This is a genomic window from Vibrio sp. 10N.222.52.C12, assembly GCF_041474215.1.
Classification (GTDB): Bacteria; Pseudomonadota; Gammaproteobacteria; order Enterobacterales; family Vibrionaceae; genus Vibrio; species Vibrio crassostreae_C.
The window spans coordinates 1-22,160 of the sequence record NZ_JBFRTR010000097.1 but is presented as its reverse complement, the minus strand read 5'-3'; the positions used below and the strand labels follow the sequence as shown (position 1 = coordinate 22,160).

General features: G+C 44.6%; 16 protein-coding genes and 1 pseudogene. 12 read left to right on the top strand and 5 right to left on the bottom strand.

Annotated features, from left to right (window positions below; all coding sequences use genetic code 11):
- Positions 1-335: 335 nt before the first annotated feature.
- The gene (locus AB4623_RS17435) at positions 336-2,060 is read left to right on the top strand and encodes a methyl-accepting chemotaxis protein (RefSeq protein ID WP_372106307.1); all 1,725 of its coding nucleotides are present in this window, start codon (positions 336-338) and stop codon (positions 2,058-2,060) included.
- A 145-nt stretch (positions 2,061-2,205) separates the two neighbouring features.
- Here AB4623_RS17435 and AB4623_RS17430 read toward each other — a convergent pair whose 3' ends face one another.
- Positions 2,206-2,445, bottom strand: coding sequence for a PAS factor family protein (locus AB4623_RS17430; RefSeq protein ID WP_004733935.1), 240 nt, complete (start codon positions 2,443-2,445; stop codon positions 2,206-2,208).
- Between the two features lie 239 nt (positions 2,446-2,684).
- Here AB4623_RS17430 and AB4623_RS17425 point away from each other — a divergent pair, with 239 nt between their 5' ends.
- The 4 genes from AB4623_RS17425 to AB4623_RS17410 all read left to right on the top strand — a co-directional run bounded on the left by AB4623_RS17425 (position 2,685) and on the right by AB4623_RS17410 (position 9,737).
- Positions 2,685-3,683 (top strand): DHH family phosphoesterase, encoded by a 999-nt coding sequence (locus tag AB4623_RS17425; protein ID WP_372147030.1) that lies wholly within the window; start codon positions 2,685-2,687, stop codon positions 3,681-3,683.
- Positions 3,684-4,170: 487 nt separating this feature from the next.
- Positions 4,171-6,360, top strand: coding sequence for an immunoglobulin-like domain-containing protein (locus AB4623_RS17420; RefSeq protein ID WP_372147029.1), 2,190 nt, complete (start codon positions 4,171-4,173; stop codon positions 6,358-6,360).
- 229 nt (positions 6,361-6,589) lie between these two features.
- On the top strand, positions 6,590-7,510 hold the full coding sequence (locus AB4623_RS17415; protein WP_017059189.1) for a LysR family transcriptional regulator: 921 nt from the start codon (positions 6,590-6,592) through the stop codon (positions 7,508-7,510).
- A gap of 181 nt (positions 7,511-7,691) precedes the next feature.
- Positions 7,692-9,737 (top strand): TonB-dependent receptor domain-containing protein, encoded by a 2,046-nt coding sequence (locus AB4623_RS17410; RefSeq protein ID WP_372147027.1) that lies wholly within the window; start codon positions 7,692-7,694, stop codon positions 9,735-9,737.
- A 129-nt stretch (positions 9,738-9,866) separates the two neighbouring features.
- On the opposite strand, the gene AB4623_RS17405 is transcribed toward AB4623_RS17410, so the two are convergent.
- Positions 9,867-10,610 carry a class I SAM-dependent methyltransferase gene (locus tag AB4623_RS17405; RefSeq protein WP_029235856.1) on the bottom strand — a complete coding sequence of 248 codons (744 nt, stop codon included), beginning with the start codon at positions 10,608-10,610 and terminating at the stop codon, positions 9,867-9,869.
- Between the two features lie 459 nt (positions 10,611-11,069).
- On the opposite strand from AB4623_RS17405, the gene AB4623_RS17400 reads away from it, so the two are divergent.
- The 7 genes and pseudogenes from AB4623_RS17400 to AB4623_RS17370 all read left to right on the top strand — a co-directional run bounded on the left by AB4623_RS17400 (position 11,070) and on the right by AB4623_RS17370 (position 18,962).
- Positions 11,070-11,594 carry a GNAT family N-acetyltransferase gene (locus AB4623_RS17400; protein WP_372129081.1) on the top strand — a complete coding sequence of 175 codons (525 nt, stop codon included), beginning with the start codon at positions 11,070-11,072 and terminating at the stop codon, positions 11,592-11,594.
- Between the two features lie 14 nt (positions 11,595-11,608).
- A complete protein-coding gene (locus AB4623_RS17395; protein WP_017059193.1) occupies positions 11,609-12,205 on the top strand; it encodes a LysE/ArgO family amino acid transporter in 597 nt (198 codons plus the stop codon).
- A gap of 13 nt (positions 12,206-12,218) precedes the next feature.
- Positions 12,219-12,376: pseudogene (locus tag AB4623_RS17390) on the top strand (porin family protein); the annotation flags it as partial.
- A gap of 213 nt (positions 12,377-12,589) precedes the next feature.
- Positions 12,590-13,843 (top strand): exonuclease subunit SbcD, encoded by a 1,254-nt coding sequence (gene sbcD, locus AB4623_RS17385; protein ID WP_372147025.1) that lies wholly within the window; start codon positions 12,590-12,592, stop codon positions 13,841-13,843.
- Between the two features lie 5 nt (positions 13,844-13,848).
- The gene (locus AB4623_RS17380) at positions 13,849-17,565 is read left to right on the top strand and encodes an SbcC/MukB-like Walker B domain-containing protein (protein WP_372147024.1); all 3,717 of its coding nucleotides are present in this window, start codon (positions 13,849-13,851) and stop codon (positions 17,563-17,565) included.
- Positions 17,566-17,840: 275 nt separating this feature from the next.
- A complete protein-coding gene (locus AB4623_RS17375) occupies positions 17,841-17,984 on the top strand; it encodes a DUF2256 domain-containing protein (protein ID WP_102333283.1) in 144 nt (47 codons plus the stop codon).
- Positions 17,985-18,077: 93 nt separating this feature from the next.
- Positions 18,078-18,962, top strand: coding sequence for a PA4780 family RIO1-like protein kinase (locus AB4623_RS17370; RefSeq protein WP_372147022.1), 885 nt, complete (start codon positions 18,078-18,080; stop codon positions 18,960-18,962).
- A gap of 147 nt (positions 18,963-19,109) precedes the next feature.
- Here the strand turns inward: AB4623_RS17370 and AB4623_RS17365 are convergent, their stop codons facing one another.
- From AB4623_RS17365 to AB4623_RS17355, 3 genes are all read right to left on the bottom strand, one after another.
- Entirely contained in the window at positions 19,110-19,850 is a 741-nt protein-coding gene (locus tag AB4623_RS17365) for an SDR family oxidoreductase (RefSeq protein ID WP_065583629.1), read from the bottom strand.
- Positions 19,850-21,421 (bottom strand): cryptochrome/photolyase family protein, encoded by a 1,572-nt coding sequence (locus tag AB4623_RS17360; protein ID WP_372147020.1) that lies wholly within the window; start codon positions 21,419-21,421, stop codon positions 19,850-19,852. Before AB4623_RS17360 ends, AB4623_RS17365 begins: the two co-directional genes overlap by 1 nt.
- Before the next feature lie 293 nt (positions 21,422-21,714).
- The gene (locus AB4623_RS17355; RefSeq protein ID WP_017063967.1) at positions 21,715-22,137 is read right to left on the bottom strand and encodes a universal stress protein; all 423 of its coding nucleotides are present in this window, start codon (positions 22,135-22,137) and stop codon (positions 21,715-21,717) included.
- Positions 22,138-22,160: the final 23 nt, after the last annotated feature.

Here is a 22,160-nt window from a genome sequence, read left to right as displayed (position 1 = left end):
CCATTTATGTTCCGTCAAATAGCTGTCTCTCACTTTTATCATTCAACTAATGTACATGTATTCAATTTGTGTTATTGATGCTTTTATCTTTAGTGAAAAGATTCATTCTCTGTTTGAATACCATTGAGAATGTCACTGCTGGTGGGCTGAACAGTCGCTAGATTTAGTGCTCATTACTGATACAAAAAATATAACAATAACCAGGTCGCGCAAGTTGGATATTCATTCTTTGATGCGATTTATTTAGATACTCATAGTTAATTTAGTAAAGACGAGCCACGTATATGAATATAAAGAAAAAGCTCTATTCGTTGGGGATGTTCTCCATCTTCGGCATGATTTCACTGCTGTTTACCACATCACAATTTGCAGACACCACCGCTCAAATGAGCGAAGCCAAACAAATTACCAAAGAGCTTGAAGTGCGTTTGCTCAACCTTCGCCGTAACGAGAAAGATTTTTTACTGCGTAGCGATATGAAATACCTCGACAAGTTCGACGTAAACTACAAAAAATTCTTAGCGTCTGAATCTGAGCTAGATACAGTGCTCAGTGATTTAGGTTTAGCCAACAGCACACACCTACGTGAAGACATCGAAACTTACCACACCAGCTTTGTTAACTTAGTTAAAGCGAGCGAAGTCTATGGGCTATCACGTGACAAAGGTATGCTAGGCGAGTTTCATGTTTTGCTCGATAACATCAGCGCGACAGCCAGTGCGGAACAAAAAATCGAGCTTTACCTGTTCAATGACTTAATTGAGAAGGGGGAGTTTGACCCGAGTGTTCTTTCTATAACTTCAAATATGAGTAGCTCAGCGGCTTTGATAGACGCTGCTCGCCAAGTGGTTGAGCAAAAGCGCGTGATCGGTTTGAAGCATAACGAAGGCCTGCTAGGCGAAGCGCGTTCTGGTTCGCATGTTATCGAGACTCAGTTTAAAGAATTCTCGGCGGTGCTAGACCAACAAACGCAGCAAGAGATGGACAAACTATCGCTGATCAACAACATCCTTTGCGTCACACTACTTGTGTCGATCATTCTGTTCAGCTGGTTAATCGTCCGTTCTATCATTGGCAAAATTGAGTCACTGCTTTCGGTTATCCGTAATATCGTTGATTCTAACGACGTGTCTATTCGCTCTCACCTAGATGGTAAAGACGAACTCAGCACGCTAGGCCAATACTTCAACCAACTGTTGGATCAACTGGAAGGGCTTATCGCTGCCTCTCAATCTAAGTCACTGCAACTGACACAAAGCACATCGAACATGCATGATGAGCTAGAGTCAGTAATCAAACAGTTTGAAGTTCAAGCAAATCACACATCTACAATGACAACGTCAGTTCAAGAGATGGTACTCACCATTGGCGAGATCTCTGAAAGCACATCGGTTGCCGCTGAAGGTGTACATCAAGCGAAAGTGAATGCCGATAAAGGCCGTGAAGTGGTGGTTGAAACCATCAGCAACATCACCCAGTTGTCTGAACGTCTTTCAAGCAGCCAAGATTCGATCAGTTCACTGAACCATCATGTTGACCAGATCGGCGATGCAGTAAACATCATCCAAGGCATTGCAGAACAAACTAACCTATTGGCATTGAACGCAGCAATTGAAGCAGCACGTGCGGGTGAACAAGGTCGTGGCTTTGCGGTAGTTGCCGATGAAGTACGCGCACTAGCAAGCAGAACGCATCAATCGACCACAGAGATAACTTCAGTGGTGAGTGCAATTCAAAGCCAGATGCAGGCGTCGATGGCAGAGATTGGCGAGTGTAATCAACAAGGTCAACTAACGCTGAAAGATTCGGAAGAGCTGGATGCGAGCTTGCAACTTATCTTGAGCGACATGGAAAGCATCCAAGGTAATTCAGAACGTATTGCTTCAGCGATTGAAGAGCAGGGCGCAGTAATGGCGCAAGTGAGTGACTCAATTACTGAGCTGAACACTATCTCGAACGACAATAACGCTTCGGCGCAGCATTGCTTAGTTGAAGTGGACAAGGTAGCAGAGCAAGCGAACGATATGGACCAAGCGGTCGCGCAGTTCAAGACTTCATAAACAACATAGAACTTACTAAAACAAAAGGCGTGGATCATCTACGCCTTTTTTGTGCCTGAAATTCAAATAGATAAATGACGAGAATAAAAAAACGGCCCGATCTGGGGGAAGATCTGGGCCGTTATATTACGTATTAAAGGGGGGACTACTTATTTCGGCCTTCCAGCACATCCAGTGCCAGTTCAACCGCTTTATCAATATTGTCGCATCCCGCTAACTTACCTGAGCTGATAGGACCAAGCACATTAGCGTATAACGAGAGCTGCTTGTTAAATGGCAGGCTCAACTGCTCATATAAACGCTGGCGAATCTCGGCATGTTGCTCAGGAGCGTGAGCAGCAAGGCTTTTCAAAGTGTCATAAACAAGAGTGGTGGTAGTGTTCATTCGTCTCTTTATCATTAAGTGGGAGGCGCTTATTTTATAATCTTTTCGTATTCTTTTACTGTGATATAAGTCATACAATATTATTAATGTGTTTATCTTTTCAATCTAATGAGAATAAGGCATTCCAAAATAGACTTAAGTATCTGTGAAATATAACTAAAATAATGACAGACTATCGAACACACAAACGAATTGGCGCGTTTCTGGCAAACGGTTAAATCTATAGGAAGAGGAACAACATGCACTACGACGTATTCAACGGAGACGCAGATGGCATAATCGCGTTGTTACAGCTGCGATTAAGTGAGCCAAGAGAGAGCGTGCTCATTACTGGTGTTAAGCGTGATATTAAGTTGGTCTCTCAAGTTGTTACTCAAACTATGGAGCCGGGTAAGCAAGGTGATGTTTCTTCCGTTACCGTTTTAGATGTATCGATGGAGAAAAACCTGCCTGCACTGCACTCACTGCTAGACGCAAACATCAATGTATTTTATTGCGATCACCACCGAACAGGGGATGTCCCAACTTCTAGTCATTTAGATACTCTGATTGATACCGCGCCAGAGAGCTGCACGAGCTTGCTGATTAACCAGAAGCTGAATGGTGCGCATGTGGCTTGGGCAATCGCAGCTGCCTTTGGCGACAATCTAAAAACGGTGGCGGCGCGGCTAGCGGATGAAAATGGATTCGCTCAATCTCAAAAAGAGTTTCTAGAAGAGCTAGGTACCTTGGTTAACTACAACGGTTACGGTTCGTCACTGAGTGATTTGCATTTCACGCCAGCTGAGCTCTACAAAACCCTTTATCAATACCCGAATCCGTTTGATCTTTTGGATGATAAAGACTCTGTGTTTTATCGACTACGAGATGCTTATCAAAATGATCGCCAGCAGTTATCAAACCTTGCTCCTGTTTATGAAAGTGAAGTCGCACGTGTGTTTGAACTGCCAGGTGAGACGTGGGCAAGGCGCATCAGTGGCGTATTTGGTAATGAAATCGTTAATCAAGATCCAAACCGAGCGCAAGCAGTATTAACGAAAAACCAAGACGGCGAGTCTTACACGGTGAGCTTACGTGCGCCATTATCAAATAGAACGGGTGCAGACGAAATTAGCTCAAGTTTTGCGACTGGCGGAGGAAGAAAAGCAGCGGCTGGAATTAATCAACTTAATGAACTTGATAAGGTGAATTTTATTTCACTATTGGATGCATATTATTCATCTGGCACTGACGGTTAACTGAAAAACTCCCGACGTATACATTCAAAATCCTACAAATTCTTGCTCCTATATTCCGTTATACGTGCGTATTGCTAGCACATGTATGATGGCTATCTCCAGGCTGTTTTAGTGATATCACTCGCAATGGTATCTGGTCTTAGGTCAGTAATTACGGCGTATTTGGGATGATTTTTGCCGATTTAAAGTTTATTTTTTCCTATCGGTGATTTTTTATATTTTTGGTTAATTATCTTAGTGAATTAAGGTTGATTAAATATTTATATGGTCAATGCATTCAGCCGAAAATAACAGTTTTTAGCATTTCAATTTGAATGAAAAGTCAAAATCATATTGATTCTGATATTCAATCTGTGACTTAAAATCACAAGTTAAATCAAAGGTCATCTTTTCCTATAAATTCCATTACTTCTCTATAAATATTCATGATTACAATGAATTGGTTCGGTTGTGATTGACACAGCTGTTAAGTAAGGAAGTGGGACTAATGTTGAAACGTAAAGCTCTACAATTAGCAGTATCGGTCGGCATGGCGGCTATGTCTGGCGCTGTTTATGCGAATGGTTCAGATATGACGAATCCAGACTCTGGCGTCGTGGTTGGCTATTGGCATAACTGGTGTGACGGTGGCGGCTACCAAGGTGGTAATGCGCCATGTGTGACGTTGGATGAAGTGAACCCAATGTACAACATCGTGAATGTGTCATTCATGAAGGTTTACGATGTGGCTGATGGTCGAATCCCAACTTTTAAACTGGACCCAACCATTGGGCTTTCAGAAGAACAATTTATTGACCAAATCTCTGAGCTCAACAAGCAAGGTCGCTCTGTACTGTTGGCTTTGGGTGGTGCTGATGCACACGTAGAGCTAGAAACCGGTGATGAAAGAGCCTTTGCTGATGAGATTATCCGTCTTACCGAGCGTTACGGCTTCGATGGCCTAGATATTGACCTTGAACAAGCAGCCGTAACCGCCGCAAACAACCAAACCGTGATTCCGGATGCACTTAAGCTAGTGAAAGATCACTACCGCGCAGAAGGTAAAAACTTCCTTATTACAATGGCGCCTGAGTTCCCGTATCTAACGACAGGCGGTAAGTACGTTCCTTATATCGATAATCTAGAAGGCTACTACGACTGGATTAACCCACAATTTTACAACCAAGGTGGCGATGGTATCTGGGTTGAAGGCGTGGGTTGGATTGCTCAAAACAACGATGCGTTAAAAGAAGAATTCATCTACTACATTTCTGATTCTCTTATCAACGGAACGCGTGGTTTCCACAAGATCCCACATGACAAGCTCGTGTTTGGTATTCCTTCAAGCATCGATGCTGCAGCAACCGGTTTTGTACAAGAGCCACAAGATTTATACGACGCATTTGATAGCCTAACGGCGCAAGGTCAACCGCTACGTGGTGTGATGACTTGGTCTATCAACTGGGACATGGGCACCAACAAAAACGGCCAACAATACAACGAGCAGTTCATTAAAGACTACGGCCCGTTTGTCCACGGTCAAGTGACGCCACCACCAGTCGAGGGTGAGCCAGTTCTAAAAGGTGTCGAAAATACGCGTGTTCTCCACGGAACAACATTTGATCCTATGGATGGTGTAACGGCAACAGACAAAGAAGACGGCGATCTAACGTCATCAATCGATGTTGAAGGTTACGTTGAAACCAGTGTTATTGGTACTTACGTTCTAACTTACCGAGTGAAAGACAGCGATGACAACGAAACCACTAAAGCAAGAACGGTAGAGGTTTACAGCCAGAAGCCAGTATTTAATGGCGTATCTGACACAACCGTTGTGTTGGGAACTGCGTTTGATGCTATGGCAGGCGTGACGGCGAATGATGCTGAAGATGGCGATCTAACAAGCACCATCACACACACTGGCAGTGTCGATGTAAATGAAATCGGCAACTACACGCTTGTGTATAGTGTAACAGATAGCGCGAACCAAACTGTAACCGCTGACCGTAAAGTGTCTGTGACTGATGGTTCTAACTGTGCTGCGGCATGGGATGCAGACACCGTTTATGTTGAAGGTGATCAAGTATCTCATGACGGTTCAACGTGGGGAGCAGGGTGGTACACTCGCGGTGAAGAACCAGGAACAACAGGTGAGTGGGGCGTTTGGAGAAAAGTTTCAGACTCTTCATGTGGTGGTAACCCAGATCCGGGCGATGACTTAGAGCTTGCAGTTTCAGGACTTCAATCAGAATATGCGCCAGATAACGGTAATGTTCGTTTAGATCTGACACTGACATCAAATGAAGCATTGGATGTTACCGCTATGGTGATCAACAGTGCAGGTACTGTGGTTGAGCAAACTAAGGTTAATGTAACGGACAGCCGCGCTATTACCATCGACTTATACGATGTAGCGGAAGGGCAATATGCACTTGAAGTGGTCGGTAAAGCATCTGACGGTGAAATGGTGATGGTAAACGATTCGTTCGCTGTTAAAGACGGTGGCGGAACAACACCTCCTCCAGGTGATTACCCTCCATATGAAGCGGGCACAAACTACGCAGCGGGTGACATTGTGGTCGGCAGCGATAATGGCTTGTACGAATGTAAGCCTTGGCCATACACGGCATGGTGTGCAAGCGCGTCTTACGCTCCAGCAGATAGCCAATACTGGCAAGATGCTTGGACAAAGCTGTAGTCTGATAGCTCAACGCTAGCAATATAAAGTAGACGATCAAAGAGAGGCCATTGTGCCTCTCTTTTTTATGTTTAAACAGTTCTGACTTAGAGCTTTAAAACCCACTTAACCTTAAACTCTGCTCTGCATATTGCTCTAGATCAAAATAGGAGTGATTATCAATTGTATTACATGTTAAGAAATAGCACTATGCGCACATTGAATTTTATATATTGTTAATATTTGCATAATGAATCTTGCTCAAGTCGACCTCAATCTACTCGTTATTCTTAAACACCTTCTTGAAGAGAAGCACGTTTCCAACACGGCATTGGCGCTGGATATGAGCCAACCTACGGTGAGCCGATCTCTGCAAAAACTGCGTACCGTTTTCAATGATGATCTATTGGTGCGAGCGGCTTATGGCTATGAGTTAACGCCAAAAGCAGAAGCCATTAAGCAAGATCTCAATTCGGTACTGACACGTTTAGAAAAGCTGGTACATGGCGATGTATTCGAACCGCAAAGCAGTGACAGTACGGTTCGCTTCTTTGGTTTAGTGCCTAATGTCGCGCACTTGCTGCCCAAGGTAGTTGCGGAGATACGTCAACAAGCGCCAAACATGACTGTTGATATCGACTCGATTCCCAAACGACACTTTGAGCCTCTGTTATCCGGTGATGCGCACTTTGTGTTGTCGACCCACGAGCCGTTAAGTTCAGAGCAAAATTTGTATCGAATGTTCGTGATTAGCCGCGATTACCGTTTGCTGATGAGTAAAAAACATCCTTTGGCGGACAAAGAGATCACGGTTGATGACTTGTTGAATAGCCAACTTGGTCAAATCTCACTGCAAGGGGATAAGAAGCTCTCGATCGAAAGTCGATTTAAAGATCTTGGCTTGATTGATAAGCAGCGCCAGCTGTCCATTCCAATTCAGCTTTCCAATTTTAACGTCGCGCCGGATATGGCAGAAGCAACCGACATCATCTTTCATTTACCGACACCTTTTGCTCAACAAGCCGCTACGCAAAGAGATCTTGTTTGTAAACGCGTGCCTAAAGCGTTGCGCCACCCATCAGAAGACGTCTACTTATACTGGCATAAGCGCTTTCATAACGATCCTATGTGTCGCTGGGTTCGCAATATATTCAAAGAGCTTTATACATAATCCATCTGCAGGGTGAATGAAAATTACGAATACCTATCGAGTTGGATATAGATCTCTTTCATTATTTGAATGGTGAATAACGAGAATCGATTTTTGGTATGAAACTTTCGTTGATAAGAATGGTAGTCGGTTGTTTAATGAAAATCATTATCATTACTAATTACGTATAAGAATGAATATCATGTCTGAGAGATCTCTTTTGATTCGCAAACCTCTTTTGGTTCGTAAACCCCTTTCGATCGCAGTCGCTGTTATTTGTACCTCACTTTCAGCTAACGTGTTAGCGCAAGAAGAAGCGCAAGCAACAGATGAACAAATGGTTGTTACGGCAACTCGTACCGAGATGGCACTAAAACAAGCGCCAGCTTCAATGTCGGTTATCACCGCGCAAGACATTGAAGACAGCCCTGGTATTACCTTGGCGGACATCGTTGCAGAATCAACGAGTGTAGAGTCTGATTTTGATAGCACACGTGCTGGCCGTCAGATGATCTCTATTCGTGGTATGGATTCAGATTACACTCTTATCATGGTGAACGGTCGTCGTTTAAGCTCTGCAAGTGCCATCATCCGTGGTAACGACTTTGACCTATCAACGATTCCTGATGATTCGATCGAACGTGTTGAAATAATCCGTGGCCCAATGTCTGCACTTTACGGTTCAGATGGTATGGGCGGTACAATCAACATCATCACTAAGGCTCCAGAAAACGATTGGAGCTCTACACTGAGCATGGACACTTCATCTCCACTTGATGGTGATGGAGGGGAAGAGTATTCGATGGGCTTCACGACATCTGGTGCGTTGATTGAAGACGAGTTGTTTGCTCGCCTATCTGTTAACCAAACTAGCCGTGATGCTTGGCAACCCTATTCTGGTACGCATAGCTCTGGTTACGATCGTTCAGACATTACTGCGTTAGAAGAAAGAGAGACATTAAGCTTACTCGCGAGCCTGACATGGAATGCAACAGACAACCAAACCATTGATTTCGATTTTGGTTACAGTGACGACGAACGTGAGTCATCTGCGGAAAACGTATCATCTGTGATTGAGTCTGACACACGTGTTGTACGTCAGAGCCAAGCGATCACACATAGTGGTTTTTGGAGCTGGGGTGACACGCAAGTACGTTATTCACGTGAAAATGTGACAGATAATGATGCTGCGGACTCAGATACTAACTATAGCAGTGACATCGAAGAGCTGACTCAAATTGTTGAAGCTTCGGCGACCACTTATCTTGGTGATAGTCACACCGTAACGTTTGGTATGGACTACCAGTTGAGTGAATTAACCAACAAAGAAAACTTAGTCAATGGTACATCTGAAGCTTATCAAGGTGCGTTATTTGTTCAAGACCAATGGTTAATGACGGATCAACTAACGGCAACCATTGGTGGTCGTTTAGATAAGCATGAACTGTACGGTGAAGAGTTCAGCCCACGTGTGTACTTGGTTCATCAAACAACGAATGACCTGATCATCAAGGGTGGTGTGGGTAAAGCATTTAAAGCACCAACATTGACTCAAAATCAGACAGACTACACAGTTAATAGCTGTAAAGGCGTATGTGATTTACATGGTAATGAAGATCTTAAGCCCGAAACCAGCTTGAACTATGAGATCGCTGCGATTTATAGCCAACCTCGTTGGAATGTTGAAGGTGCCTTATTCCGAAATGAAATCAACGACCTAATTGATCGTGATGAAACCTATTGTGAGAACGGCGGAGTGTTTGAATCGGGTAAAGGTTGCGCTGATAGTTCAAGCTCAACTGGCTATGTGAATGGTAAGCGTACTTATACAAACGTATCAGAGGCTGTAGTTCAAGGTGCTGAGCTTACAGGCCAATTCCAAATTACTGATGAATGGGGTGTGTCTGGTAATTACACATTCTTAGACACTGAAGATAAGTCTACTGGTGACGAATTACTTGAGCGTTACAAGCATTCGGGTTTAGTTAAACTGAACTGGAGCCCAACTTACGATCTAAGTACCTTCGTGAGTGCGCGTTACCGTGGTGAACGTCAGATCGAAAGCGATCTAACTCAAGACGCTTACACAACGCTGAACCTAGGTGCTGTCTACAACGTGAATGCTTCAGTACGACTACGTGCAGGTATCACGAACTTAACTGACGAAGCTGTATCACAAGAGCTAGAGAGCATGGGCTATGTTGAAGAGCCACGTACTTACTACGTAGGTATGACAGCGGACTTCTAATTTAGAGTTCAGTAACTGATAGCTTGATACAAAAGAACCCACACTGGCTGATGCTCTAAAAGGAGAATGGCGAGTGTGGGTTCTTTTTTGATCTATAGATTTGGTTTAATTTGCCGTTTATCTATTAATCTAGATTTTGACACATGTGATCAGCGCATTACCGGACTGAGTATCCCAAGGAATCAGCTTGTCGTAATCGTGCTCGAAGATATTAACCTCGAAGTAGGGCTTCAATATCTCGATTAACTCTTTAAACGAGAATGCCACCATTGGGTGTTCATCATTCCACACTTGAGTTTCACCAGCAGTCGTCTTTTCGATGCTAAGCTTTAGCGCTTGCTTATCACCCTGACCAGAGTAATACCAACCAGAACGGAACGTGAAATCGTCTTTGTCTTGGTTTGTTGTGTGTCTAACAAACAGGTCGTTGCTGATCTTGTCTTTATCAACCACGTTAAAACAGAAAATACCTTCTGGCTTTAACGCACGATGCACACTTTCAATACACTCTTTAAGCTTCTCAAGGCCATCGTTGTAATGGATGGAATACAGGAAGCAAGTGATAAGATCGAGTGGTTCCGTGACCTCAAAGTTACTCATGTTTTGTACTGAGAACTTGGCTTCCGGGCAGCGAACTTCTGCGATATCTAACATCGGCTTGTTAAGATCTAGGCCACCGCTTTGGTAACCGAAATCAATAAAATGACGAACGTGTGGGCCAGTGCCACAAGCTAAGTCGAGGTGTGTTTTTCCTTCATTTCCAAAGATTTGATGGAGTCTACGTACGCAGTTACTTTGCGCTTGGTAGTCAATATCTACACACATTAAATCATAGTAACCGGATAGGTCGGTATAGAGTGCGTTGGCGGACATATTTGCCTGCAGCATAAGCTGAAAAATTAGGGTGGCGCATCATATACCGAAATTGGAAAATCGCAATCAAATATTCGATCAATGAAAGCGTTTTATTTTCTAACTTATGGTCGTTTTAAATGAGACCGTTTAAAGGGATGTTTAAGCTGCCAACAACATCAGTACGCGTGTCATCGCTATTCACTTTGCCCTGACTACTTATTCGTTAACTAAAACAGGTGTTGCTCCCTCAATGCAGCGACCATACGGGCTTTGCGGAACGCTTTTATCACGAGACGAGATAGGAAAAATATGGTATCTAGGTAAACCCAGTGTGACATTTATAATTTTATGATTAATCAGTAATTTTACTGATTCAAACCGAGTTCTTGAAAAGGAAACAATTCAGGAAAGTGGGCTGTTGATAAAAACCAAATCACTCAAGCTAAATAAGCGAACTAAACAAGGAGAGTTGAAACAATGACATCAGCAATAAATGCACAGGGTTCAATGGAAAATAGAACAGCATTGGAAAGCAGTGCTTCAATAGAAATTAAGGTGGATGACTTGTCGGGTGGGGAAGTCATTGAATTACTTGAAGAGCACCTCGCTGATATGTACGCCACTTCGCCAGCCGAAAGCGTTCATGCACTGGATCTAGATGGGCTCAAGTCACCAGAGATTACTTTTTTCAGTGCTTGGAAAGACAGCCAACTACTTGGGTGTGTTGCCATTAAAGAGCTAAATACCCAACACGCTGAACTCAAATCAATGAGGACCTCACAGTTTGCTCGAAAGTCAGGTGTTGCCAGCCAACTTTTACAACACGTATTAGATACAGCGGCCATTCGCCAGTATCAAACAATCAGCTTAGAGACTGGCTCAGAAGACTACTTTAAGGCCGCACGTAACCTGTATGAAAAGTTTGGCTTTGGATACTGTGAACCCTTTGCTGATTATGTGTTGGATCCGCACAGCCAGTTTATGCGTATTGAGTTGGGTTAAGAGACTAGCCTTAGATGTCGACTTACTTTGCAGGTTTCTCCCTTGGCCTTTCGCTGATTCTTGCGATTGGCTCTCAAAATGCGTTTGTTTTAAAGCAAGGGCTTAAGAACCAACACGTATTGGCAGTTTGTGCTGTATGTGCCATTTCTGACGCCTTACTGATTAGCTTTGGCGTGACGGGCTTTGGCGCAATCGTTAAGCAGTTCCCACAAATTGAGCAGTTCGCCCGTTATGGTGGCGCTATCTTTTTGGGTGTCTATTCATTCTTAAGCTTCCGATCAGCATTTACCGAAAACCACGCCTTAGAAGCCACGGCAGAAACTAAAGACTCATTAACCAAAGCGATTGCGATGTGTTTGGCGTTCACTTGGCTTAACCCGCATGTGTATTTGGATACTGTGGTATTGCTGGGGTCTATCTCAACTCAATATCAACCGGATCAAATGTTGTTTGGCGCTGGGGCGGTATCGGCGTCATTCGTGTTCTTCTTTTCACTTGGATATGGCGCTCGCTTCTTGGCTCCAATGTTTAAGAACCCGAGAGCGTGGAAGGTGTTGGAATTTGTCGTTGGCGTGATCATGGCATCTATTGCAATATCTTTGATTGTCTAGCTGCGCGTAATTAGGCTTCCATTTTGGTATAGGTGTTGAATACACGCCAGTAGAAAGCCTAACCTTACGTTTAATCTCACAAGCAGATGCAGTAAATATCGAATTCTTCGGCCCGAAAGCCGTGATGTAGCGTTTAGCACAGTAACTCTGGGCGCTTCGTACAATTTTTGACGACCTCTGTGAAATAGCTTAAAGCTAAAGCTATGGACACCTAAAACCGCTCTAACGTTGAGCGGTTTTTTTATGTCAAAAATAACGATTGGTCACGCTATGGGCGGAGTTGGTCCAAAGCCTGAAATTAGTTGGTTTTCACAAGCTTATAAAAGGGAATTATCTCGACTATTTTGGTAGATTAAAGGTATTACAGACTTCCAGTGAGCAGCAATGAAGATTCTTCACACGTCCGATTGGCACCTTGGCCAAAACTTCTACAATAAAAGCCGCAAGAATGAACATGAACGGTTTTTACAATGGTTACTTGAGCAAGTTACAGAGCACGACATCGACGCGATCATTGTTGCTGGCGACATTTTCGATACCAGTACACCGCCGAGTTACGCTCGTGAGATGTATAACAAGTTTGTGGTCGATTCGAACAAGATCGGTTGCAAATTGGTGTTATTAGGTGGTAACCATGACTCGGTGTCTGTGTTGAAGGAGACACAGCAATTACTGAAGTACATGGGCGCAGACGTAATTCCGAACACCAATGAAGATTATGCGACTCAGGTTGTCGAGCTAAAAGGTAAGAACGGCGATGTAGAAGCGCTGGTTTGTGCCATTCCTTTTATTCGCCCTCGCGATGTGTTGATGAGCCAGGCGGGTGTCACTGGCGTTGAGCGTCAGAAGCAACTCGGAGATGCAATCAAACAGCACTACCAAAGTGTTTATGATGCCGCTGTAGAAAAACGTGCGACGTTTGAAAACAGAGAGCACATGCCGATTATCGCTACGGGTCATTTAACGGCGATGGGTGTTCAACAATCGGATTCGGTACGTGATATCTATGTCGGCAACCTTGATGGTTTCGCCGCTGATGGCTTCCCAGACGCAGACTATATCGCACTTGGTCATATCCATCGCCCACAAGTGGTGGCAAAGCGTGAATACATTCGTTATTCAGGCTCTCCAATCCCACTAAGTTTTGATGAACTTAAGTCTCAGAAACAAGTGTGTGTTGTTGAGTTTGTTGAAGGTGAGCGCACCATTTCTCAATTGCCTGTTCCCACATTCCAACCTCTAGCTGAAATCAAAGGCGACTTGAGCGAGATCGAATCTCAGCTGAACCAATACATAGGTTTAGATAGCGAACAAAGCGTGTGGTTATCGATCGAAGTGCAAGCGCAAGATTACCTTTCAGATCTCCAAGAACGTATGCGTGCATTGACCGAAGGCTTGAACGTTGAAGTACTTCAACTGCGCCGTGCAAGAGAGCGTCGTAATCAAGCATTAGAGCAAGAGTCGGCAGAAACCTTATCTGAACTGAGCCCGATGGACGTGTTTAGCAAGCGTATTGCCTTAGAAGAGTTTGAAACGGATTCTGAAAAAGCGCGTTTAGAGCGCATGACGGTGAAGTTTAAACAAGTGATGGTTGAAGTGTCTGAGAGCGCTCAAGCGCCAAACAAAGTAGAAGAGTAACCAGTATGAAGATTTTAAGCCTAGAATTTGAAAACCTGAACTCTTTGAAAGGACGTTGGAAGCTCGATTTCACCCAATCACCGTTTGCAGAAAATGGTCTGTTTGCGATTACTGGCCCAACAGGGGCGGGTAAAACCACCATTCTTGATGCGATTTGTTTGGCATTGTTCCACCGCACACCGCGTTTGAAAAGCATTGCTAAAGGTAATAATGAATTAATGACTCGTGGTACGGGCGAGTGCTTTGCTGAGCTTGAATTTGAAGTGCAGGGTAAAACGTACCGCTCTAACTTCCACCAAAAGCGCGCACGTGGCAAACATGATGGCGCACTGCAAACGCCGACCTGTGAATTTTCAGATGCCGACACAGATAAAGTGTTAGAGACCATGCTCACTAAGAAGATCAAGTTGGTGGAGCAGGTCACGGGCCTCGATTTCTCACGCTTTACTAAATCGATCATGCTGTCTCAGGGTGAGTTTGCGGCGTTCTTAAATGCCAATGCCAACGATCGTGCAGAGCTACTGGAAGAGCTGACGGGTACCGAAGTGTATAGCCTGATCTCAGAGCGCATCTACGATCACTTTAAGTCGAGTGAAACATCGCTTAATCAGCTCAAAGCGAAAGCAGAAGGCGTGAGCCTGCTCTCGGAAGAACAAATTCAAGCGCTAATCACTGAGCGTGAAACGCTAGAAGCTGAACAAAACCGCCTAGCCGAGCAATTAAAAGAGTGGCAAGTGCATCTTAGCTGGTGGAAAGACGTGACCAAAGCTGAGCAAACTATTGCGGCCAGTGAGCTCGATCTGAAAACCGCTCAAGATGAACTAGACCGTAACCAACCGTCACTAGAGCGCTTGGCAAACAGTGAGCCGGCTGAAAAGCTGCGTCCAGTACACAAAGATTTAAAGCGTTGCGAACAAGAGGTGAACACTACTCAAGCTCACCTAGATAACAGCACCAAGTTACTTGCCGTTCGTGATGCAGAAATGCAAGACGCGCAAACTAAACTGACTCAAAGCAGTGCGATTGTCGAACAGGTAAAAGCCGAACAGCAGGATCAAGAGAAGATCATCGAGCAGGTTCGCCCGTTAGATAACCAAATTGCCGTACTCAAAGATAAGCAAACTGCGGGCGTTAGTGCAGCGAATACGCTTAACGAGCAACATACGCAGCAGCGTAATCAACAGATTGTTTTAGTCCAAAAAACAGATGCACTGAAGCAACAAGATAAACTCAGCACTGAGTACCTAAATACGCATCAAGCTGACCAACATCTGGAAAAATACCTAGGTCAGTGGCAAGCAAAGGTCGAGCAAGTTCGTACTCTAGAGCGCCAGCATTCAGAGCAGTTGAATTCAGCGAAGCAAGCTTTGTCTGCAGTTGATGCACAGCAAACGATCATCAAATCCGCGCAAGATGCTAAAGCAACGCAAGATAAAACTTTAGCTGAATTGGTTGTTCTCGAGAGTAGTGCAAAGCAACAGTGGGAAGCCTTGCAAGGCAACACTAGCGAGCAAGTGTTGAATTCGCAAAAAGATCTGTTGGAGTTTTGGAATCGCAATACGCACTCATTACTCGAGATCAATCGTGGTTTCCTAAATGCCCAACAACAGCTGCACGCAAAAACACAGGCACATCAAACCAACACCCAGTTGGTCGACAAGCTTTCGAAAGAGCGTGAAGTGTTGCTTCTGCGATACCAAGAAAAAAAGACCTCACTTGAACGTTTAGTTCGCTTAATTGATCAAGAAGGTGACCTTGCGAAATACCGAGCGTCATTGAAGCCAGGTATGGATTGTCCATTGTGTGGTTCAACAGACCATGCGATCGAACAATCACAAAGTTCGAAGGATTTGAATGCCCAGAAAGAGCTTGAGGAACAAGAATTAGCAGCGATTCAGAAAGAAGGCCAAGAGCATCGTCAGCAGTTAGATTCTCTTACCCTTGTGATTGTGGCGCTTAACGATGACATTCAACGTGCGCAAGCGGATATTCAACAAGCTCAGCTGAATTGGCAAGGCGTTGTCGGCAAGCTTCAACAGAGCTTATCGGATTTCGTTGGCACGGCTCCTGAACTGGCACTGCTAACGATTAACGATTTAGGCAATGAAGCTACAGTCGCGACCTTTGCTCAGCAGTGTGAACTTCAACTAAGTCAGAGCGCGCAGCAACTCAAAGCGTTGGGTGATGCTAAAGCGCATTACGCTGAAGCTGAGAAACAACGCCTGTCTGTAAGTGTTATGGCTGACAAGGCGCAGTCTAATCTCGAGTTGGCCGAGCAACGCTTAGCTGATTTGAATAAGCAAAACCAAGTCGCAAACGAGCAAGTGACTCAAATAGCTCAAGCGAAAGGCCAGCAATGGAACGCTTTGAAAGAGAGCATTGTTCAAACTTCTATCGAAGCACCTGAACTTGAGCATATCGATGATTGGTTTACTGCGAAATCGCAAGCATCAAGCACATGGCAGCAAACCAAACAGCAACAGGCCGATATTGAGAAGCAACTGATTACTCAAAATGCCGAATTGAAAACGTTAGACGACAAGCTAAGCAGTGTTGAGAAAGAGCTCGCGACACTGACGCAACAGAGTGAGTCTTTAGTGTCAGAACTCACTCGTGTAACGGCTGAAAGAACAGAGTTGTTTGGTGACAAAGACATTCAAGCCACCAGCAATGCGATGAAGCAAAGAGTCACTGAAGCAGTAAATGCATTTGATGCCGCGCAGTTAGTGCTTAACCGCAGCGAACTTGAACATCGAACCGAGCAAACCAAACACACTGGTTTCTCGGACGAGTTAGTCAGTAAGCAATCGAGCTACACACAAGCGTCGAATGCTTGGTTAGAAGCGCTGAAAACTAGCCCGTTCGAAGATGAGGCTGATTTTGAAGCAGCGTTGTTGGATGAAGAGGTTAGAACTCAACTTCAAAGCCTGAAGAAGTCTTTAGACGAAGCGATTGTCAGTGCACAAGCTAGGTTGAACACCGCCAAAGCGACGCAAGTGGAGCTACAAAACCACGAAAATGCTAAAGCATGGCAAGAGCAAGACCAACAGCAAGTTGAAGAAGCGACTACTGAGTGTCAAAACGCACAGCAAAGCCATGCGACAAAGATCGGTGCAATTTCTGCCAATCTTGAAACGGATAGCCAGAACCGCAGTAATCAGCAAGATCTGTTCAAGCAGATCGACGAGCAACAGGTCGAGTTTGATGACATCTCACGTCTCAATTCACTTATTGGCTCAAAGAACGGCGACAAGTTCCGTAAGTTTGCTCAAGGTCTAACACTGGAAAACTTGGTGTACTTGGCCAACAAGCAGCTACAGCGTTTGCATGGTCGTTACGAGCTAAAACGTAAAGCCGACGATGGTTTAGAACTGCAAGTGCTCGACACATGGCAGGGCGATGTGATGCGTGATACAAAGACTTTATCAGGTGGCGAAAGCTTCTTGGTGAGCTTGGCGTTGGCATTAGCGCTTTCTGATCTTGTGAGCTACAAAACCAGTATTGATTCTCTGTTCTTAGATGAAGGTTTCGGCACGTTGGATAGTGACACATTGGACATTGCCCTTAACGCGTTAGATAACTTGAATGCATCAGGCAAGATGATCGGTGTCATTAGCCATGTTGAAGCACTGAAAGAGCGAGTGCCCGTTCAGCTTAAAGTGACAAAACACTCTGGCTTAGGTGTGAGTGAGATGGAGAAGCAGTACAAGGTTGTCGCTTAGGTTGTTACTTTGGTTCTTGCTAAATTTATCTGCGCAGAAATAGAAACAGAGCTAGATGAAGCAGATCCCCGACTCAGTCGTTCCTCCTTCTCGAGGATGACGGAGTCGGGAGTAGTCACAAATCACTACGCAGTCACTCCTTAAAGTCAGGAACGAACGTCATAGAGAACTAGGCTTTGTTCGTATTGCCTTCGTCATTCTCTAAAGCGAGGTACGAGCGTAATAGGGAATCTCTAGTAAACGCAGGAAGTGGATGCTTCAAAAAGGGAACGGCCATGCACAAGAAACCCCATTTACCGACTAAGATATGTCCTGTTTGCCAAAAGCCTTTCGCATGGCGTAAAAAATGGCAGCGCTGTTGGGATGACGTGATTTACTGTTCTGAACGTTGTCGTCGTCATAAGCCAACTTTGGCGTAATTTCTGTTCGTTTTTAGAACACGTTAATAGTTTCGTCATTCATTTCTTAAGTTAATATTTCTATCTGTAAGACAACTAATGTATAAAGGCGGCATGAAGATACCTAAAAGAATACAGCCCTTAGTTGACGATGGTTTAGTCGACGAGGTGACAAGCGAATTAATGAGTGGCAAAGAAGCGTCAGTGTACATAGTACGCTGCGGCGATACGATCCGTTGTGCCAAGGTATATAAGGAAATAAGCCAGCGCAGCTTTAAAAAAGCAACGGCGTATCGTGAAGGCCGAAAAGTCCGAAATAGCCGCCGTGCTCGTGCGATGGAAAAAGGCTCTGGCTTTGGTCGTGAGCAACAAGAGAAAGTGTGGCAAAGCGCTGAAGTGGATGCCTTGTATAAACTGGCAGAAGCGGGTGTTCGTGTGCCTGTTCCTTATGGCTGTTTTGATGGCGTGCTGCTTATGGAGCTAGTCACTGATGATGACGGTTATGTGGCTCCAAGATTGAACGATGTTGTAATGCCACCAGAACAAGCGATTGAAGATCATGCGGTGATGATGACTTACGTGGTTAAAATGCTTTGCGTTGGTTTGATCCATGGTGACTTGTCTGAGTTTAACGTATTGGTTGATGAATACGGCCCTGTGATTATCGATCTACCACAAGCGGTTGACGCTTCGGCTAACAACAACGCTGAGTGGATGCTGGCTCGTGACATCAATAACATCCGTGACTATTACGCTCAGTTTGCTCCTGAACTGGCAAAAACCGAGTATGCCAAGGAAATGTGGGCGCTGTACGAGAAAGGCGACTTGAAGCCAGACAGCAAACTGACGGGTGAGTTTACGGAAACCGACGACTTGGCTGATATCGAAGCCATCATGCAAGAGATAGACGCTGCGCGAATTGAAGAACAACACCGACGCGAGCGTGTTAAAGAAGAAAAAGAAGGTGTAGACGACAGCAAGTTCAATTGGGCTGAGTAGTCGTGATCATCGTTTTTGATCTTTAGCTAGATATCAACCAAACGCCTTTTAAAACAGAGGCGTTCTTTCTAAATAAAAACCCAATGGAGCTTCAACTCTGTTGGGTTTTCTTTTTTAGCACTAATGAAAGACGGACACTCGTATCAACTACCAATTTAACTGTTCACCATCGTAAGCGTAGAAGTGCCCACTGTTATCCGGTGTGGCAGTGCGAATAATATCGACCAACTGATGGGCGACATAGCTTGACTCAAACAACTTACCTTCAGGGACATTGGTCTGAAAAGGCTTCGACAGAGCTGTGTCTGTCGTGCCCGGGTGCAGAGCCAACACGGTGCCTTTCTTAATGGTGCGTTGCCATTCGATCGACATGGTTTTGATGAACATATTTAGGGCTGCTTTCGATGAGCGGTAGCTATACCAACCGCCTAATCTGTTGTCTGAAATACTGCCAACCTTTGCGGATACCACAGCAAACTTTGGATTGTCGCTCGCTTTAAGTATCGGCGTGAAGTGTTTTGCTAATAACAAGCTGGGCAGGGTATTCACAGAGATGTTTTTGAGGAAAAACTCAGGGTCGATGGACGACAAGTTCTTTTCCGGTCCAAGATCTGGAGTGTGGAGCATACCCACGCAGTTGATCAGCCAATCAAGTTGTTCAAACTCAGAACTCAAGCGCTTAATATCAGCTTCGTCGGTGGCGTCGACTTTGTGCCAGCTCAAGCGATTGTTTTCTAGTTCCGGCTGTTGAGAGTGGTAAGTCGCGTCTACATGCACATCAAGAAAATCAAACCGAGAGAGCTCAGATAATAGGTGTTTAACCACAGCGAAACCAATACCGCCGCTCCCACCGACCACCAATATGTGTAATCTGAGTTGCTCCACCATTATAAGTTCTCCAAGTTTGTGATTCGTTGTTCAGCAGTATCGAGAATCGCTTGTTGTGATTGCTCATCCATGTTGTCCCAAGAGCGATATAACATGCCCATACGTGGGTTGCGGTTTAACGCATCGCGGTGCTGGTCCATAAAGCGCCAATACAAGCTATTGAAAGGGCAAGATTGCTCGCCGCTGCGTTCTTTTATCTTGTAGTGACAGCCTTTGCAGTAGTCACTCATGCGGTTGATATAGGAACCGCTGGCAGAGTATGGTTTGGTTCCTACGATCCCGCCATCCGCAAACAGTGCCATACCTCGCGTATTTGGCATTTCAACCCACTCAATCGCGTCGACGTAAATACCGAGGTACCAACTGTCGACTTGGTCAGGGTCTATACCCGTGATTAAACAGAAGTTGCCAGTGATCATTAACCTTTGGATGTGGTGCGCGTAAGCAAACTCAAGAGACTGGTCAATCGCATGCTTCATGCAGTTCATCTTGGTTTGTCCGTCCCAAAAGTAATGGGGCAGGTTATTATGTGCTGAGTAATGGTTTTTGTTGGCGTAAGCAGGTATGTTTGCCCAATAGACGGCGCGTATGTACTCTCGCCACCCCAGTATTTGGCGTACAAATCCTTCGACCTGTGCAATATCGATGCTTGGCTTATCTGGTGAGCTGTCTCGAAGACAGGATGCTTGGTAGGCCGACAGTGCTGCATCAATCACTTCTTTAGGGCTCAGCAGTTTACTGTTCAGCGAGAACGATATACGGCTATGATACAAGCTCCATTTAGAGTCGTGCTCTGTCGTCATCGCATCTTGAAACTGCCCAAATAACGGCAAGCAGACTTGGCAGAAATGAGCGAGTAGAGACAAGCTTTGTGCGCGGTTCACCGGCCATAGTAACTGGTTACCGACTTGACCAATGGTTTGTACTTGGTGACGTTCGATACGTTGCAAAATGTCGGTTATATCATTGGTAAACATCAGCGGCTGAGGTAGGTTTTCGATGTCTTGTTTCTTGAGCTTATTTCGATTGTTCGCGTCGTAATTCCATTTTCCGCCAACGGGCTTTCCGTCTTCTAGCAAAATGTCGAAACGTTTTCTCATTCGGCGATAGAAGTGTTCCATCATGATGTGTTTGTCTTTTGGAAACTGTTGTTCTATCTCCTCGAATGGAAAGAGGAAGTGTTCTGTATCACAACAACCTTTGGTCGCATTGGTCAGCTTGAGCTTGTTCATCTGCTCTAAGAGGCGATATTCATCTGGCCTTTGATATTCGAATTTCTCTGCGCCGAATTCGTGTACATAGTGCTTTAAAAGTGTGTCTAGGTTTTCAAATTGCGTTGTGTCGTCAAGAGTAAGGTGTAGTACTTGATGACCTTGTTCTTTGAGTTCGTTAGCGAAGTAACCCATCGCACAGAAAAACGCGGCCACTTTTTGAACGTGAGAGGCAACATAATCTGTTTCTTGTTTTAGCTCAGCAATGATGTAAATAACGTCATCGTTAACCTGTCGAAACCATGAATGCTCAATGTTGAGTTGGTCACCTAATACAAGTCGTACCGTTTTAAATTTCATAATGCGTCCTGGTTTGTGAGGCTTGTTGTGACTGCGTTACCGCCTGTCCATTGATTGATGAAGGCATGGTCTGGGTCGTACATTTCAGTACGTTGATTCAAATCGAAATGACGTGATTTGTTAATTATTAGACGCTTACGAGTTGATAGGCTGACAAGATCACAAATGACTACTCTAAGTGGGAAATAGGAGATTTCGATCAGGATGAGTGTGTTGAAGAGGATATCAAGCCAACCAATAATACCGATAGAGGTTGGCAATGCCGGTTATTTTTGAGTGTCGAACTGGAGCTTCTATTCCATTGGAACAACGAGAATATCGATAGGGGAAGTATCGATGATCTGTTTAGAATGGGAGATGAGCTTATGCCAAAAATCATGGTGATGGCCGCATAGCAATAGGTCAACGCCGTTGGCTTCGATGGCATTTTTGAGCTTATCGTTCAAATCACCCGTTCCCACGAAAATGTGCTTGATTGGGTGCTTGGCGTAGGCTTCAAACTCTTTCAAATGCTTAACGGCATCTTCATTGATGGGTAAATCACCGTCATTTCCCTGAATATCAACGAGCTCTGGATAAATTTCTCCATGCGTACCATCGATATAAACAAATGAAATGCCAGCCTCCAGTTTATCAGCGAAGAAGGTCGCTCTATCAATGAGAATCTTGGTGTCGTCAGACAGTTCAAGTGCGACCAGAATATGTCGGTAATCCATAATTAAAGCCTCTTGTTGTGAGT